Raw genomic sequence first — 14,899 nt, forward strand, 5'->3', positions numbered from 1 at the left:
GCCGGTCAGCCCTCCAGCTCCGCCCGGGCCGCCACGAACGCGTCGACCGCACGGTTGACATCGTCCGTGGAGTGCGCGGCGGACAGCTGCACCCGGATGCGGGCCTGGCCCTGCGGGACCACCGGGTAGGAGAAGCCGATGACGTATACGCCGCGCTCCAGCAGCAGCTCGGCCATGCGTCCGGCCTTCGCCGCGTCGCCGATCATCACCGGGGCGATCGCGTGGTCGCCCGGCAGGACGTCGAAGCCCTTCTCGGTCATCCGGCGCCGGAAGAGAGCGGTGTTCGCGGCCAGCTTCTCGCGCAGGTCGCCCGCCGACTCCAGCAGGTCGAGCACCTTGAGCGAGGCCGCCGCGATCACCGGGGCGAGCGTGTTCGAGAAGAGATACGGCCGCGAGCGCTGGCGCAGCAGGGCGACGATCTCGGCACGGGCGGCGACATAGCCGCCGGAGGCGCCGCCGAGCGCCTTGCCGAGGGTGCCGGTGATGATGTCGACGCGGTCCATGACACCGTGCAGCTCGGGGGTGCCGCGGCCGCCCGGTCCGACGAAGCCGACGGCGTGCGAGTCGTCGACCATGACCATGGCGTCGTACCGGTCCGCGAGGTCGCAGATCTCCCGCAGCGGCGCCACATAGCCGTCCATGGAGAACACACCGTCGGTGACGACCAGCTTGCGGCGGGCACCGCCCTCGGACGCCTCCTTCAGCTGCCGCTCCAGGTCCGCCATGTCGCGGTTGGCGTAGCGGAAGCGGCGGGCCTTGGACAGCCGGATGCCGTCGATGATCGAGGCGTGGTTGAGGGCGTCGGAGATGACGGCGTCCTCGGGGCCGAGGAGGGTCTCGAAGACACCGCCGTTGGCGTCGAAGCAGGAGGAGTACAGGATCGTGTCCTCCTGGCCGAGGAACGCGGACAGCCGTGCCTCCAGCTCCTTGTGCACCTCCTGCGTGCCGCAGATGAACCGCACGGACGCCATGCCGTAGCCCCAGCGGTCCAGGGCCTGGTGGGCCGCGGCGATCACCTCGGGGTGGTCGGCGAGGCCGAGGTAGTTGTTGGCGCAGAAGTTGAGCACCTCACCGGGGCGGCCGCCCGCGGTGACGTTCACGGTCGCGGACTGCGGGGTGCCGATCACACGCTCGGGCTTGTGCAGGCCGGCGGCCCGGATCTCGTCGAGGGTGGCGCGCAGGTCGTCGCGCACGGAATCGAACATGGGGAAGCTCCTCAAAGTGCTTACGCGGTAAGGCGGGCGATACGGGGGACGAGCGCGGAACGGAGCTACGCGGTCCAGTCCAGGATGATCTTGCCGCCCCGGCCGCTCGCCGCGTCCTCGAACGCCGCCTCGTGGTCGCGGTAGTCGTACCGGCCGGTGATCACGGGAGAGAGGTCGAGCCCGCCCTCGAGCAGAACCGACATCGCGTACCACGTCTCGAACATCTCGCGGCCGTAGATGCCCTTGATCGTGATCATGGAGGTGACGATCCGGGCCCAGTCGACGGGGAACTCCTGGGACGGCAGGCCGAGCATGGCGATCCGGCCGCCGTGCGTCATGTTGGCGATCATGTCGCGCATCGCCTCGGGGCGGCCGGACATCTCCAGACCGATGTCGAAGCCCTCGCGCAGGCCGAGCTCGCGCTGGCCGTCGGCGATCGTCGCGTCGGAGACGTTCAGCGCGAGGCTGACACCGATCTTGCGCGCCAGTGCCAGACGCTCCTCGCTCACATCGGTCACGACGACGTTGCGTGCGCCCGCATGCCGGGCCACGGCCGCGGCCATCAGGCCGATCGGGCCGGCACCGGTGATCAGGACGTCCTCGCCCACCAGCGGGAACGACAGAGCGGTGTGCACCGCGTTGCCGAACGGGTCGAAGATCGCGGCGACGTCGAGGTCCACGGGGGCTCGGTGCACCCAGACATTGCCGGCGGGCAGGGCCACGTACTCGGCGAACGCGCCGTCGCGCCCCACACCGAGCCCGACCGTCGCCCGGCACAGATGGCGGCGCCCGGCCAGGCAGTTGCGGCACTTCCCGCACACCAGATGGCCCTCGCCGCTGACCAGGTCGCCCACCTTGACGTCCATGACGTCCCGGCCGGTTGCCACGACCTCGCCGACGAACTCGTGCCCGACCACGAGGGGGGTGCGGATCGCCTGCTGCGCCCAGCCGTCCCAGGCCCGGATGTGCAGATCGGTGCCGCAGATACCGGTCCGCAGGACCTTGATCAGTACGTCACCGAATCCCACGGCGGGCTCGGGGACGTCCGTGAGCCGGAGCCCGGGCTCCGCCTTCTCCTTGACCAGCGCCTTCAACGCTACGGCTCCTGTGATTGAGGTCCCGGTTACGGGCACGGCAAACGAACCCGCACCGGGGAGAGGAGTGGAATCGCGTAGCAATCTGCCCTACGGCGACGCACCGGTCCATCGAGGATTTCTTAAGCGCCGCCACAGCTTTGCTTCACGCCGCCTCAGGTCGCGTCGTTCTCCCGTCGGCCGATTCCCTCCGCCAGCTCCGCGGCCAGTGTCTTGATGGTCTCCAGACCCGCCCGGCCCCAGGGGCGCGGTTTCACGTCGGCGGCGCAGACCGTGCCGAGGGCGGTGCCCGTGCGGTCGACGAGCGGCGCGCCCAGGTAGGAGCGGATGCCGATCTCGTCGACGACGGGGTTGCCGGCGAAGCGCGGATAGTCGCGGACGTCCTCGAGGACGAGCGCTTTGCGCCGGACGACCACATGCGGGCAGAAGCCGTACTCGCGGCCCAGGTGACGGGCCCGCTGCCCGGTGCCGTCCGGGGTGGCGACGGCGGTGAGCGGGCGGTCGCCGGGCTGGTGCAGCCCCGCGAAGAACTGCCGGTGCTCGTCGATGAAGGTGACCATCGCGTACGGCGCCGCGGCGAGTTCCGCCACCCGGTCCGCGAAGGCGTCGAACTCCGGATCGGCGCGCTCTCCGAGTCCGAGCCGGCGCAGCCTGCGGACGCGCTCGGGTGCGTCTCGGTCCTCGGGGGTCAGCAGCAGTCGGCTCAGGGTCATGTGCGGGCTCCGCGCTTCGGGGCCGGTGCCGCCGGGGCGTGCGCGAGGAGGTGGCGGACGAGCGTGAGCAGGGTCTGCACGCCGGAGCTGGAGATACGGGCGTCGCAGCGCACCACGGGGACCTCCGGGCCGAGGTCGAGGGCGGTGCGCACCTCATCGGGGTCGTAGCGGTGTGCGCCGTCGAACTCGTTGACGGCGACGATGAATCCGACTCCGCGCTGCTCGAAGAAGTCGACGGCGGCGAAGCAGTCCTCCAGACGGCGGGTGTCTACGAGAACGACCGCTCCGAGCGCGCCCTCGGACAGCTCGTCCCACATGAACCAGAACCGTTCCTGTCCGGGCGTGCCGAAGAGGTACAGCACGTGCTGCGGGTCGAGGGTGATACGGCCGAAGTCCATCGCCACGGTCGTCTCGACCTTGTTCTCGATCCCTTCGAGGCTGTCGGTCGCGGCGCTGACCGTGGTCAGCAGTTCCTCCGTGCTCAGCGGCGCGATCTCGCTCACCGCGCCCACGAAGGTCGTCTTGCCCACTCCGAACCCTCCCGCCACCAGGATCTTCAGCGCGGTGGGGAAGGGATCAGAGCTGTCGTCGTAGTCCATCGAGCACTGCCTCCAGAAGAGACCGGTCAGTGGGGTCGGGGTGGAATGAGGGGGGTTTGGTGGTGAGTGCCCCGCAGTCGACGAGGTCGGACAGCAGCACCTTGGTGACCACCGCGGGCAGCTTCAGATGCGCGGCCACCTCGGCCACCGAGACGGGGAGCCGGCACAGTCCGAGCGCCTGGGCGTGCTCGGGGCCGAGATGGCCGAGGGGGGCGGTGCCGGTGGCTCTCACCGCGGAGAGCAGCGTGAGGACGGTGCTCGGCCGGGTACGGCCGTTGCTGACCGTATAGGGGCGGATCAGCCGTCCGGCGGCGGCGTCGAGCCAGGGGCCGTCACCGGCCGCGGTCATGCTCAAGGCCGGGTCACCGAGGGCTGGGCGGCACTCCGGCGGGGCGCGGTGGCCAGATAGGGCCGCATGCTCTTGACCAGCATGGCCATCTCGTAGCCGAGAACCGCCGCGTCGGCCTCGCGGTCGGCGAGGACGGCGAGACAACTGCCGGAACCTGCGGTGGTGACGAAGAGCAGGGTCGAATCGAGTTCGACGACGACCTGCCGTACGTCGCCGCTGTCCCCGAAACGGACGCCCGCGCTACGGCCGAGCGAGTAGAGGCCTGAGGCCAGGGCGGCCATGTGGTCGGCGCTGTCGGTGTCGAGGCCGTGCGCGGACTTCACCAGTCCGTCGCAGGAGAGGAGGACCGCGCTTCTGGTGTGGGGTACACGCTGCACGAGTCCGCTCATCAGCCAGTCGAGATCGGAGACATGGGCCGTCGGCACGTCACTCGCCATAGTGGATCGACTCCTTGGGGTACGCGGGTCCGCGAGAGCGGATGGGAGTGAGGGTGGGGGCGGGGGCGGCGTGGGGGTCATCCGGCGGGTGTGTTCCGGTGATGACGCCCCGTCGGGTCGTGATCGGGTGGACGCGGGGCGGCTGCGGGCTCCGCACGGGCGGTCGTCTCGGTGCCGTCCGGCTCCGACTGCTGCCGCGCCTGCGCGAGGAGGATTCCCCGCTGGAACGCGGCCATCAGGCCCGGGTCGTGCCCGGCCAGCGGGCCGGCGTCCTGGCGGACGGGCGGGGTGGGGGCCCCGCGGAGCTGTGGTGCGATGTGTTCCTGGGCGCGTCTGCGGGGCAGCCGGGGCTTGCCCATGGTGCCGCGCACGGCCCCCGTCGGCGACGTCGGATGTCCGCCGGGAGCAGCCACCTGCCGGCCGGGGGCCGTCACAGGGCCGCCGGCGGCCTCCACGGGGACCGGACGGTCGCCGGGGCGGCAGCCGGGCAGCGCTTCGGCGGGGTTGGGACGCGGGGCGTCGGCATAGCGCACGGGCAACGGTGACCGCGCCCGGTCGGCCGGGGCCCCGTGCTCCCACGACTGCCGGGGGCCGGTCGGCACGGGATGCTCCGAGGCGCCCGGCGAAGCGCCGGCGGCCTGACTTTCCCACGGCGGCGGCGCCGGGGCGTGCGCATCCGCCGGATCCGGTTCCCGTGCGCTTGCTCCACCAGGGGGCGCGAGCGGTGTCCGCCCCGTGTGCGTCGTCTGCGGAACGACCGGCGTCCTTCCCGTGTCCCTCGCCTGGGGAATGGGCGGAGTCATGGCCTCGGTCGTGCTCGTGGTGCCCCCGAGCAAGCTCTGGGGCACCACGAGCACGGCTTGGACACCGCCGTAGATGTTGGTCTGCAAGCGGACGTGGATGCCGTGCCGGCGGGCGAGTTGGGAGACCACGAACAGGCCGATGCGGCCGTCCGCCAACAGACCGGCGACGTTGACCTGGTCGGGGTCGGCGAGCAGGGCGTTCATCCTGTGCAGTTCGGCCGGCGGCATGCCGAGCCCGCGGTCCTCGACCTCCACGGCGAGCCCCGAGGTGACGAGGCCCGCGCGCAGCAGCACTTGAGTATGCGGCGCCGAGAACACCGTGGCGTTCTCCACGAGTTCGGCGAGCAGGTGGATCACGTCGGCGACGGCGTGCCCACGCAGGGTGCCCTCGGTCGGCGGCACGAGTCTGACCCGCGCGTACTGCTCGACCTCGGCGGTCGCGGAGCGCAGCACCTCGGTCATGGGCACCGGGGTGCTCCACTGGCGGCGGGAGACGGCGCCGCCGAGCACGGCGAGGTTCTCGGCGTGGCGCCGGATGCGGGTGGCGAGGTGGTCGACGTGGAAGAGGCCCTTGAGCAGGTCGGGGTCCTCGAGCTCGTTCTCCAGCTCGTCGAGGATCGAGATCTCCCGGTGCACGAGGGACTGAAGACGCCGGGCCAGGTTGACGAACACCTCCAGTTTCTGCTCGCTGCCGGCCTGGCTGGAGAGCTGCGCGGCCTGCACGACCGCGGCGACTGCGCCGTCGTGGGCGCGCGCCAGCTCGGCGGCGAGCAGCTCGAAGTCGTCGGCGTCCTCGGTGGGTTTGCCGTGCGGCCTGTGTGCGGGCGGCGCCTCGCCGCGGCGCAGTGCCTCGACGAGAGCACGCAGATCGGCCTCGCCACGCGCGCTGGCGCGTCGCAGCGCGTCGAGGCGGTCCCGCACGGAGGTCGCGGTGCGTTCGGCGGCCACCGCGGCGATCACGATGCCCGCGAGGGCCACGGCCAGGGCGCCCGCGAGAACGGCCCAGAGGGTGATGGTGGGCCGCGCGCCGGCGGTGCGGACGGTGAAGAGCACGGCGGCGCAAGCGCTGAGGGCCACCGCGACGGGCGGCAGGATCGCCAGGCGGAGCAGCTGGGGCCGCAGGGGGGTCTCGGCCGGTGAGGGGGTGGTGTGGGCGACCGGTCGCCCGTGCCGCCCGCCCTCACGGAGGTCTGCGCGTGCGGCCGGTGCGCGGAGGTGAGACATCGGCGTCCTCGTACTGGGTGCGTCGGGGCGTGGGGCTCCCGCGGGTGTGCGCGACTCCGGCGTGCGGCATCGCGGCGCCGGTCGAGACACCGCATATTTCGGCGCTGCGTCGACTGACGGCAACTCAGAGTAGTCGCCCTCCGGGTAAGTGCGGTGGGCTGTTGATAACTCCTCCGGAGAGCTTCCCGCTCTGGTATGAGCCCTCGTACGACAGGCCGATAACCGCGTCGGAGACTGCGCTCACCGCCGCTCCGGAAGCGATCGAGGTCGATCGGAAGCGATCACGGAAGCGATCACCGGAAGACGCCTATTGTTTCGTCCTACACCTAGATGCATAATGCGCTTATGCATAAGCGGCTTATGGACTCGGACGAGTCCCAGGTCTCGCCCCAGGTCTCATCCCAGGTCTCGCCTCAGGTCTCGCCCCAGGTCTCATCCCAGGTCTCGCCTCAGGTCTCGTCTCCGGTCTCGTCCGACGTCTCCCCCGACGTCTCGCCCGAAGACCTGATGATCGCCGTGGAGCGGATGGTCCGCCACGTCCGTCACAGCGCCACCACCGGCGGCCTGAGCACCGCAGCCTCGTCCGCCTTGGCCCGTCTGGGGCGGGAAGGACCGCACCGGCTCACCGACCTGGCCCGGGCCGAGGGCGTCTCCCAGCCCAACATGACCCAGCTCGTCACGCGCATGGAACGGGCGGGCCTGGTACGGCGGTCGACCGACAGCACCGACGGACGGGGCGTCCTGGTCGCGGTCACCGAAACCGGACTGGATGTCTTCCGGGAACGACGCGCCGAGCGCACACGCGCCCTTGTGCAGCTGATCGAGGAGCTCACCGAACCGGAGCAGCACGCGGTGAAGGTGGCCCTACCGGCCCTCGCCCGCGTGATCCAAGACCGTCAAGAGCGTTCCTGAACCGTCCCGCTCACCCCTCACCACCCCACGACGTCACACCCACCCTGTCACACCTCACACCCCGGGAGAACGAGCGCGCATGAGTGCTCCACACGGAGGAGCCGCGAGCCCCTTCAAGCAGCCCAAGGCCGTCTGGGCCGTCGCATTCGCCTGTGTCATCTCGTTCATGGGCATCGGCCTGGTCGACCCGATCCTGCCCGCCCTGGCCGAGAACCTGCACGCCTCGCCCAGCCAGGTCTCCCTGCTGTTCAGCAGCTACCTCATCGTGACCGCGGTGGCGATGCTGATCGTCGGCTGGGTCTCCAGCCGCATCGGGGCCAAGCGCACCCTGGTCACCGGTCTGACGGTCATCGTCGTCTTCGCCGCCCTGGCAGGCACCTCCGGCTCCATCAACGGGATCGTCGGTTTCCGCGCGGGCTGGGGCCTGGGCAACGCCCTGTTCATAGCCACCTCCCTGGCCGTCATCGTGGCCTCCGCCAGCGGCGGCTTCGGCGGCGCGATCATCCTCTACGAGGCCGCGCTGGGACTCGGCATCGCCGTGGGCCCGCTGCTGGGCGGCGAGTTGGGCGCCATCAGCTGGCGCGGCCCGTTCTTCGGCGTCGCCGTGCTGATGGCCATCGCCCTCATCGCGACCCTCGCCTTCGTCCCCGCCCTGCCCAAGCCGGAGCGCCGCACCTCGCCGATCGCCCCGCTCAGGGCACTGCGCCACCGTGGGCTGCTGACCATGGGCGTCATGGCGCTGCTGTACAACTGGGGCTTCTTCACGATGCTTGGCTACGCGCCGTACCCCATGAAGCTCAACGCCCATCAGCTTGGGCTGGTCTTCACCGGCTGGGGCCTGCTGGTGGCCGCGTTCAGCGTCTTCTTCGCCCCGCGTCTGCAAGGCCGTTACGGCACCGCTCCCGTGCTGTATGCCAACCTGCTGGGTCTCGGTGCCGTGATGGCCGTCATCGCCGCCGGCGTCGGCAACCCGACCGTGGTCATCGTGGCGGTCATCGTCAGCGGCGCCTTCATCGGCATCAACAACACCCTGACCACCCAGGCCGTCATGCTGGTCTCCCCGGTCGAGCGCCCCGTGGCCTCCTCCGCCTACGGCTTCCTGCGCTTCATCGGCGGCGGCCTGGCCCCGTACGTCGCCGGCAAGCTGGCCGATGCCACCGACCTGAGCGTCCCCTTCTACGTGGGCGCCGGTACCTTCCTCCTGGCGATCCCCGTCCTGGCCGGCGGCCACCGTCTGCTCCGCCGGGCCGAACAGGACACCGGCGAGGGACGGCCCGTGACCCCCACGCCCACGCTCACCCCCGTCGGCGCACAGGCCGCCGCCACACCTCCTGTGGTGGTCGCCGTCGGCGATCACGACAGGGCCGCCGTGATCGTCGACACCGCGGCACGGCTCGCCCGCGACGCCGGCAGCCCCTTGGAGGTCGTGCACGTGCTGCAGACCGCCGTCGTCGACGAACAGGCCGTCGACACCGAGGACTTCGACCAGGCCCGCGCCGCCGTCACCGCTCACCTCGACCGGCTCTCCGCGCAGGGCATATCCGCCACCGGCCAGATCCTGGCCTCCGTCGGCGACCACGCCGCGGCCGGCCGGGCCCTCGCCCGGCACGCCGCCGAGATCCACGCTCCCACCGTCGCCGTCGGACGCTCTCCGCGCGGCCCGCTCACCCAGTTCGCCGACGGCAGCTTCACGACCGCGCTGGCCCATGCCGCCGACTGCACCGTGGTCCTGGTCGACCCGGACCACATCCCTCGGCCGCTGACCGCGTCCGCCTTGACGGAGCTGCGCAACAGCCCGGCCTGACGCGTCCGAGCCGACAGCGGCCGCAGGTCCAGGGCGACGGGCCCGGACCCCCGCGGCCGCCGCCGCGCGACCTCCGCACGGAATTGTGGCCTCCGCCACAGCGCGGAGCAGCGTGTGCCTGATGGGGTGATCCCCATGAGCGACGGACTCACCTGGCTCGCCGAGCCGAAGTCGATCGACTGGGGCGGATACAGCGTCGTCATCGCCCAGGACCTCGCCGGAGAGACACTGGCGGCGCGTGTCGCCGCCGGCCGGTACGGCCGGAACAAGCAGCGGCCACGCTTCCTCGGAAGCCTCACCGGCGGGCAGGCCGACGACGTCATGAGCGGCCTGTTCGGGGACACCCACAACGCCATCGCCCTCCGCTACGGCGAGATCGGCGAGTGGTCCTACGTCGTCCAGCACGGATTCTGGTACGGGGAGTTCGGCCCGGAACCGCCCGTGTCACGAGGTGGCGCCCACATCTACCGGCTGTGGTACGAGGAAGAGAACGGCAAGCCCGTCCCGCCGTTCTTCTCCTACGAGCACGACGGCCGCACCGTGTGCGGCTTCAACCTGCACCTCGACGGCTCGTGGGGATCCGGCCGGGTCGACGGCGACGCGGACGTCGCCTCCGCCCTCGAAGCGGAGCTGACGGCCGCGGGCCTTCCCCTCGATGATCCCGAACGGCGCGGGGACGACCGCCGCGCGGTGCACCGGACATGTCTGGGCGTCATCGAACGGCACTTCGGCCTCACGCTACCGCGCAACGAGATCCTCAACAGCCCGCTGCCCACGCTGCTGATGAAGGCGAACGTGGCCAAGTGCCCCTTCTGCGGCGCTCAGCAGCCCTGAGAGCCGCACCCGACCGCGGTCGGTCCCCCGGCACCAGGTCGAGATCTTCCCGAGTCGTCGTCCCGGCCGGGCCGGGGACCGGCCATGTCCGGTCGGGCACGTGTCCCAGGATCACGCCGTGCGGCCCCCCGTGCGGGACCAGGCTGATGCCATGTGAGGTATCGAACGCGGTCAGGGCCAGTGTCCATGTGCTGTGTGGCCGCTCAAGCGGCGACGCCGAGCAGGCGCCGCACGCCACAGCCTGCGTGCCGGAACGGCCCGTCACGTCAGGCTCGACGGGACGATCCCGTAGCGGCGCATCTTGCGGTACATCGTGGCGCGGGAGATTCCGAGGTCCTGCGCGGTCCGCTGGACGTTGGAGTTGCGGTCCATCAACCCGCGCAGGATGGCGTCGCGTTCCAGCGCCTCGATGGTGGTGAGGACCTTGTTCGACGACACCCGGCATTCCGGCGGCAGGTCCTCCACTTGGATCATCCGGCCCGAAGGCCGCCGCGCCAGGCCCCGGATCACGGACTCGAGCTGCCGGACGTTCTCCGGCCAGGGGCATCGCTGCAGCATGGTCAGCACATCCGGGGAGAACCTGCTCTCGCCGCTCGGCCGGTACTTGCGCAGGAGGAACTGCGCCAGGTGCTCGATGTCCCCATAGCGATGACGCAGGGGAGGCACCTCCACCGAGGCGCCGCAGAGCTGGTCGAGCTGGTCGTCGGAGCTGACCATCGACGGCTGGCTGGTCATGACGAGTTGCCCGGTCGCACTGCCGTCCAGCTGCATCAGCAGGTTCGCCAGCCGCTGCCGCAGCTGGTCGCCCAGCAGGTGGACATCGCTCAGGACGAGTACGTTGGACGGCACGACAAGCAGCTCTCCGATGTCATGCAGTCAGCGCTCGGTGACGGCCGGTGAATCCGAGGGCGGCGCTTCCGTCATCTCCAGCCGGCGTCCGGCGCCATGGGCCCGGTGCAGGGCCTCGACCAGCGTCCTCTTGCCGACACCGGCTTCGCCCAGGAGATGAAGCCAAGTCCGGGCGACGAACGCTGTTTCGCTCTCGGCGACCGCGCGCAGCCAGTGCGGGGACGAGCCCACGAGTCCCAGGTTGAAGCGGGCGGGGGCGGCGGAAACGGCAGGTGTGGGCTGGGGCCGTCCGATCAGCCGGACTCGGAAGACGGCGCCCGCGTCGCTGTCCTCGCGCCGACAGCGACTGACCCTGAGTTCGGCGACCCGCCCCGAGGGCAGCGCGATGCTGCGTGTCCCCTCCAGCCGGGAGTGGTCGGCGATCTCACGGGCGTGGTCGAGCAGTGCATAGTGATCCGGCCCGGTCACGGCGACACTGAGCTGCTCGTTCATCATGACGACATCGCGGTTGAGGGCCAGCACGGGTCCCGGGCGCACCGAGGAGCACGCCTCCATGTAGTCCTGGAAGAGAGCCCGCTCGCGCCGCGAGGTGATCGCCGCGATTTCGGCCTCGATCTGGGCCGCGACGGAGCGGGCGAAGGCCATCAGCATGCCGTCGGAGCCCTGACGGATGGTGGTGAGGTTGAAGGCTCCCAGCAGGGTGCGCCGGGTGGGATGAAGGATCGGTACGGCCGCGCAGTGGAAGTCCCGCAACGCCTCGACGTAGTGCTCCATTCCGGCGATCACGACCGGGCGGCCGCTGGCCAGCGCGGTCCCGATGCCGTTGGTGCCCACATAGCGCTCGGCGAACACATGGCCCGGGGCCAGGTGCACGCGGTTGAGGTTCGTCGTCAGCCCCTCGTGGGAGACCTTCCGGGAGAGGACCACGCCGTTGCGGTCTGTGATCATCGTGGAGACCGGGTCGTCGGCGAGCTGCTCGTGCAACCTGTCCAGGATCGGCAGCGCAGCCCTTGCGAGGGGGCTGTCCAGGTTGGGGTTGTCCCGGTACGGAGCGTCGAGGCTGCCCGGCTGCACCTCGTATTCCATCGAGCGATGCCATGAAGCCACCACGAGCGGCCGGGCGCTTGGATCCTTGGTGACTTCCAGGTAGAGCTCTCTGGCTGCTCTCAGTGAGCTTCCGGGTTGTTGGCGGGGCATTAGCACTCCCGTACTGCGCGCTTCACAATCCCTCGGTGCAGTGATTGGACCAGTTCGACGGCTTGGCGCCTACCGCGTGTGCCACATTGAGACATTCGCGGACGGATTCTGAGACATCGACCTGCGATCGGCGGCCTGTGTAATCGGCGCACCACCCACCCGCCGACTCGCAGGGAGCCGCTATGAAAGCCGTGCAGGTCATCGAGTACGACGAGCCGCCCGTGCTCGTGGACGTGCCGAACCCGCAGATCACCGGTCCGCTGGATGTGATCGTGAAGATCGGGGGCGCCGGAGTCTGCCGGACGGATCTGCACATCCTCGAAGGACAGTGGAAGGAGAAGAGCGGGGTCACCCTGCCGTACACGATCGGTCATGAGAACGCCGGCTGGGTCGCTGAGGTCGGGCAGGCCGTCACCCACGTCCAGGTCGGCGACCCGGTCATCCTGCACCCGCTGGCGACCTGCGGTCTGTGCCGCGCCTGCCGGGCCGGCGACGACGTGCACTGCATGAACTCGGCGTTCCCCGGCATCGACGTCGACGGGGGCTACGCCGAGTACGTGAAAACCAGCGCCCGTTCGGTCGTGCCCCTCGACCCGTCCCTCGAGCCGGCCTCGGTGGCGGCCCTGGCCGACGCCGGGCTCACGGCGTACCACGCCGTCGCCAAGGCGGCACAGGTGCTGCGGCCCGGGGACAAGGCCGTGGTCATCGGCGCCGGCGGACTCGGACATATCGGAATTCAGGTGCTGCGGGCCCTGTCGCCGGTGGAGATGATCGTCATCGACCGCAGCCCGGAGGCCTTGGCGCTGGCCAAGGAACTGGGCGCCGACCACACCCTCGTCGCGGACGGAGGCGAGGCCGAACGCGTACGGGACCTCACCGGCGGTCATGGGGCGGAGGCTGTCCTGGACTTCGTCGGCGAAGGCGGCGCCGTCGAGACGGGCGTGGCCTGCCTGCGCCGCCACGGCAACTACTACGTCATCGGATACGGCGGCAACTTGAACGTTCCGACGATCGACGTCATCTCCACGGAGATCAACTTCGTGGGCAACCTCGTGGGGTCGTACAACGACCTCTCCGAGCTGATGGTCCTGGCGGCCCGCGGCAACGTCACCCTGCACACCCAGCGGTACCCCCTGGCCTCTTTCCGGCAGGCCCTCGACGACCTGGCCGCCGGTGTCGTACGCGGCCGAGCGATCTTGATCCCCTGACGCGTCCAAGGAGCAGTTCCATGCGCACCAGACCCTACAAGCGGTTCGCCGCCGTCGCGGCCGTCGCGGCCCTGACCGCCACCGCGTGCACCGCCCCGAACCAAGCACAGGACAAGCCGAAGGAAAAGGCCCCGCTCTTCAAGCTCGGCTCGGAGATCAGCTACAGGAAGTACGGCAAGGACTACCCGGACACCAAGGTCGAGGACGTCCCGGGGCCGTGCAGCTATGAGGCGATCAGCCGGAAGGACTACTCCGGGCAGACGCTGAAGATCATCAGCCATGCCGTCCCGGTCATCGGCGAGCCGACCCAGCTGCACGCCAAGCAGTTCGAGGAGATCACCGGGGCGAAGGTCGAGGTGGTGAACGTCCCCTTCGGCGAGCTGCATCAGAAGATCCTCACGCCTCTTCAGGCGGGCCAGCCCGCCTACGACGTGATGTTCTATCCCTCGCTGTGGATCGGCGACATGGCCCCGTATCTCGCACCGGTGCCCGGGAAGTATCTGAACACTCCCGGCATGAAGGATGTCACGGGTACCTACATGGACGTGGCGACCTGGAACGGGAAGGTCGTGCAGTACCCCGTGGACGGGGACCGGCACTACCTCAAGGTCCGCACCGACGTGCTGAACGACCCCAGGCAGCAGGCTGCCTACAAGGCGGCCACGGGCAAGGAACTGAGAGTTCCGAAGACCTGGGCCGAATACCAGGACGTCGCCGAGTTCTTCAGCGGCAAGGACTTCGACGGCGACGGCAAGCCCAACTACGGCAGCGCCGAGGTGACCAAGCGCGACGACCTGACGTTCTCCGCCTTCATCAGCCGGGCCGCGCCGTATGTGAAGAACCCGGACGTCAAGGGCGGTGTCTTCTTCGACGTCAAGACCATGAGGCCGCTGATCAACACGCCGGGCTTCGTCCGCGCGCTGGACGACATGGTGAAGGCCAAGTCGACCTGGGCACCCGGTGGCGCCAACTTCGGCCTGGGTGACGAGATCTTCTCCTTCGGCGGCGGCCAGACGCTGATGTCGTACTCGTGGGACGACGCCTTCATTCAGGCCCAGCAGCCCGACAGCAGGATCCGCAACAAGGTGCAGGCGGCGCCGCTGCCCGGATCCAACGAGGTGTACAACCGCACCACCAAGTCGTGGGACGTGAAGGCGAACCAGGCTCCCTACTTCACCTGGGGCTGGACTTCGGCGGTGGCCAAGGCATCACGCCACCAGCAGATGGCGTTCGACTACCTGTGCTTCTTCAGCAACGAGGCCAACACCGCCCTCGACCTGACCATCGGCCGGTTCGGCGTCAACCCCTACCGCTACGCCCACTTCGACCCGAACTTCTGGGAGCGGCTGGGCTGGGCCCCGAAGGTCGCCGAGTCGTACGTGAAGACGCTCTCCGGCATGGAGGACAGCCGCAACCGCGTCTTCGACCTGCGCGTTCCCGGTGTCAACCAGTACATGTCCGCGCTGGCCAACGGCGTCGCCGCGGCCTTGGCGGGCCAGGACTCCCCGCAGGACGCGCTGGACGGCGTGGCCAAGGAATGGTCCAAGATCACCGACCAGATCGGCAAGGACAAGGTCCAAAGCGCCTACCGCAACGTGGTCGCGCTTGAGGACCACTCCTGATCCGACCGCAGGACGCCCCGGGTGGCCGAACCGGATCGGCCACCCGGGG

General features: G+C 70.1%; 14 protein-coding genes. 5 read left to right on the top strand and 9 right to left on the bottom strand.

Going from position 1 to position 14,899, the window contains the following annotated elements:
- Positions 1-5 precede the first annotated feature (5 nt).
- The 7 genes from LZ604_RS31600 to LZ604_RS31630 all read right to left on the bottom strand — a co-directional run bounded on the left by LZ604_RS31600 (position 6) and on the right by LZ604_RS31630 (position 6,424).
- A complete protein-coding gene (locus tag LZ604_RS31600) occupies positions 6-1,205 on the bottom strand; it encodes a glycine C-acetyltransferase (protein WP_234519370.1) in 1,200 nt (399 codons plus the stop codon).
- A 65-nt stretch (positions 1,206-1,270) separates the two neighbouring features.
- Positions 1,271-2,299, bottom strand: a complete 1,029-nt coding sequence (gene tdh / locus LZ604_RS31605) for an L-threonine 3-dehydrogenase (protein WP_234519371.1) — start codon at positions 2,297-2,299, stop codon at positions 1,271-1,273.
- Between the two features lie 155 nt (positions 2,300-2,454).
- The gene (locus LZ604_RS31610; protein ID WP_234519372.1) at positions 2,455-3,012 is read right to left on the bottom strand and encodes a GAF domain-containing protein; all 558 of its coding nucleotides are present in this window, start codon (positions 3,010-3,012) and stop codon (positions 2,455-2,457) included.
- A complete protein-coding gene (locus LZ604_RS31615) occupies positions 3,009-3,611 on the bottom strand; it encodes a GTP-binding protein (protein ID WP_234519373.1) in 603 nt (200 codons plus the stop codon). The genes LZ604_RS31610 and LZ604_RS31615 overlap by 4 nt, the downstream gene beginning before the upstream one ends.
- A complete protein-coding gene (locus LZ604_RS31620) occupies positions 3,589-3,960 on the bottom strand; it encodes a DUF742 domain-containing protein (RefSeq protein ID WP_234519400.1) in 372 nt (123 codons plus the stop codon). The genes LZ604_RS31615 and LZ604_RS31620 overlap by 23 nt, the downstream gene beginning before the upstream one ends.
- Positions 3,961-3,962: 2 nt before the next feature.
- Positions 3,963-4,397, bottom strand: coding sequence for a roadblock/LC7 domain-containing protein (locus LZ604_RS31625; RefSeq protein ID WP_234519374.1), 435 nt, complete (start codon positions 4,395-4,397; stop codon positions 3,963-3,965).
- A gap of 77 nt (positions 4,398-4,474) precedes the next feature.
- A complete protein-coding gene (locus tag LZ604_RS31630; protein WP_234519376.1) occupies positions 4,475-6,424 on the bottom strand; it encodes an ATP-binding protein in 1,950 nt (649 codons plus the stop codon).
- Positions 6,425-6,931: 507 nt separating this feature from the next.
- On the opposite strand from LZ604_RS31630, the gene LZ604_RS31635 reads away from it, so the two are divergent.
- The 3 genes from LZ604_RS31635 (at position 6,932) to LZ604_RS31645 (ending at position 9,974) form a co-directional block, all read left to right on the top strand.
- On the top strand, positions 6,932-7,336 hold the full coding sequence (locus LZ604_RS31635) for a MarR family winged helix-turn-helix transcriptional regulator (RefSeq protein WP_234519401.1): 405 nt from the start codon (positions 6,932-6,934) through the stop codon (positions 7,334-7,336).
- A 79-nt stretch (positions 7,337-7,415) separates the two neighbouring features.
- Positions 7,416-9,140, top strand: a complete 1,725-nt coding sequence (locus LZ604_RS31640) for an MFS transporter (RefSeq protein WP_234519377.1) — start codon at positions 7,416-7,418, stop codon at positions 9,138-9,140.
- A 135-nt stretch (positions 9,141-9,275) separates the two neighbouring features.
- The gene (locus LZ604_RS31645; protein ID WP_234519378.1) at positions 9,276-9,974 is read left to right on the top strand and encodes a hypothetical protein; all 699 of its coding nucleotides are present in this window, start codon (positions 9,276-9,278) and stop codon (positions 9,972-9,974) included.
- 261 nt (positions 9,975-10,235) lie between these two features.
- Here the strand turns inward: LZ604_RS31645 and LZ604_RS36140 are convergent, their stop codons facing one another.
- Together LZ604_RS36140 and LZ604_RS31655 are read right to left on the bottom strand one after the other, a co-directional pair.
- Positions 10,236-10,823, bottom strand: a complete 588-nt coding sequence (locus LZ604_RS36140) for an AAA-type ATPase lid domain-containing protein (RefSeq protein WP_234519379.1) — start codon at positions 10,821-10,823, stop codon at positions 10,236-10,238.
- Positions 10,824-10,850: 27 nt separating this feature from the next.
- A complete protein-coding gene (locus tag LZ604_RS31655) occupies positions 10,851-12,020 on the bottom strand; it encodes a GAF domain-containing protein (protein WP_505016494.1) in 1,170 nt (389 codons plus the stop codon).
- 182 nt (positions 12,021-12,202) lie between these two features.
- On the opposite strand from LZ604_RS31655, the gene LZ604_RS31660 reads away from it, so the two are divergent.
- Together LZ604_RS31660 and LZ604_RS31665 are read left to right on the top strand one after the other, a co-directional pair.
- Positions 12,203-13,228, top strand: a complete 1,026-nt coding sequence (locus LZ604_RS31660; RefSeq protein WP_234519382.1) for an NAD(P)-dependent alcohol dehydrogenase — start codon at positions 12,203-12,205, stop codon at positions 13,226-13,228.
- Positions 13,229-13,248: 20 nt separating this feature from the next.
- Positions 13,249-14,850 (top strand): extracellular solute-binding protein, encoded by a 1,602-nt coding sequence (locus LZ604_RS31665; RefSeq protein ID WP_234519383.1) that lies wholly within the window; start codon positions 13,249-13,251, stop codon positions 14,848-14,850.
- The last annotated feature ends 49 nt before the right edge of the window (positions 14,851-14,899 follow it).

The sequence above is a fragment of the Streptomyces glomeratus genome, from assembly GCF_021462825.1.
Classification (GTDB): domain Bacteria; phylum Actinomycetota; class Actinomycetes; order Streptomycetales; family Streptomycetaceae; genus Streptomyces; species Streptomyces glomeratus.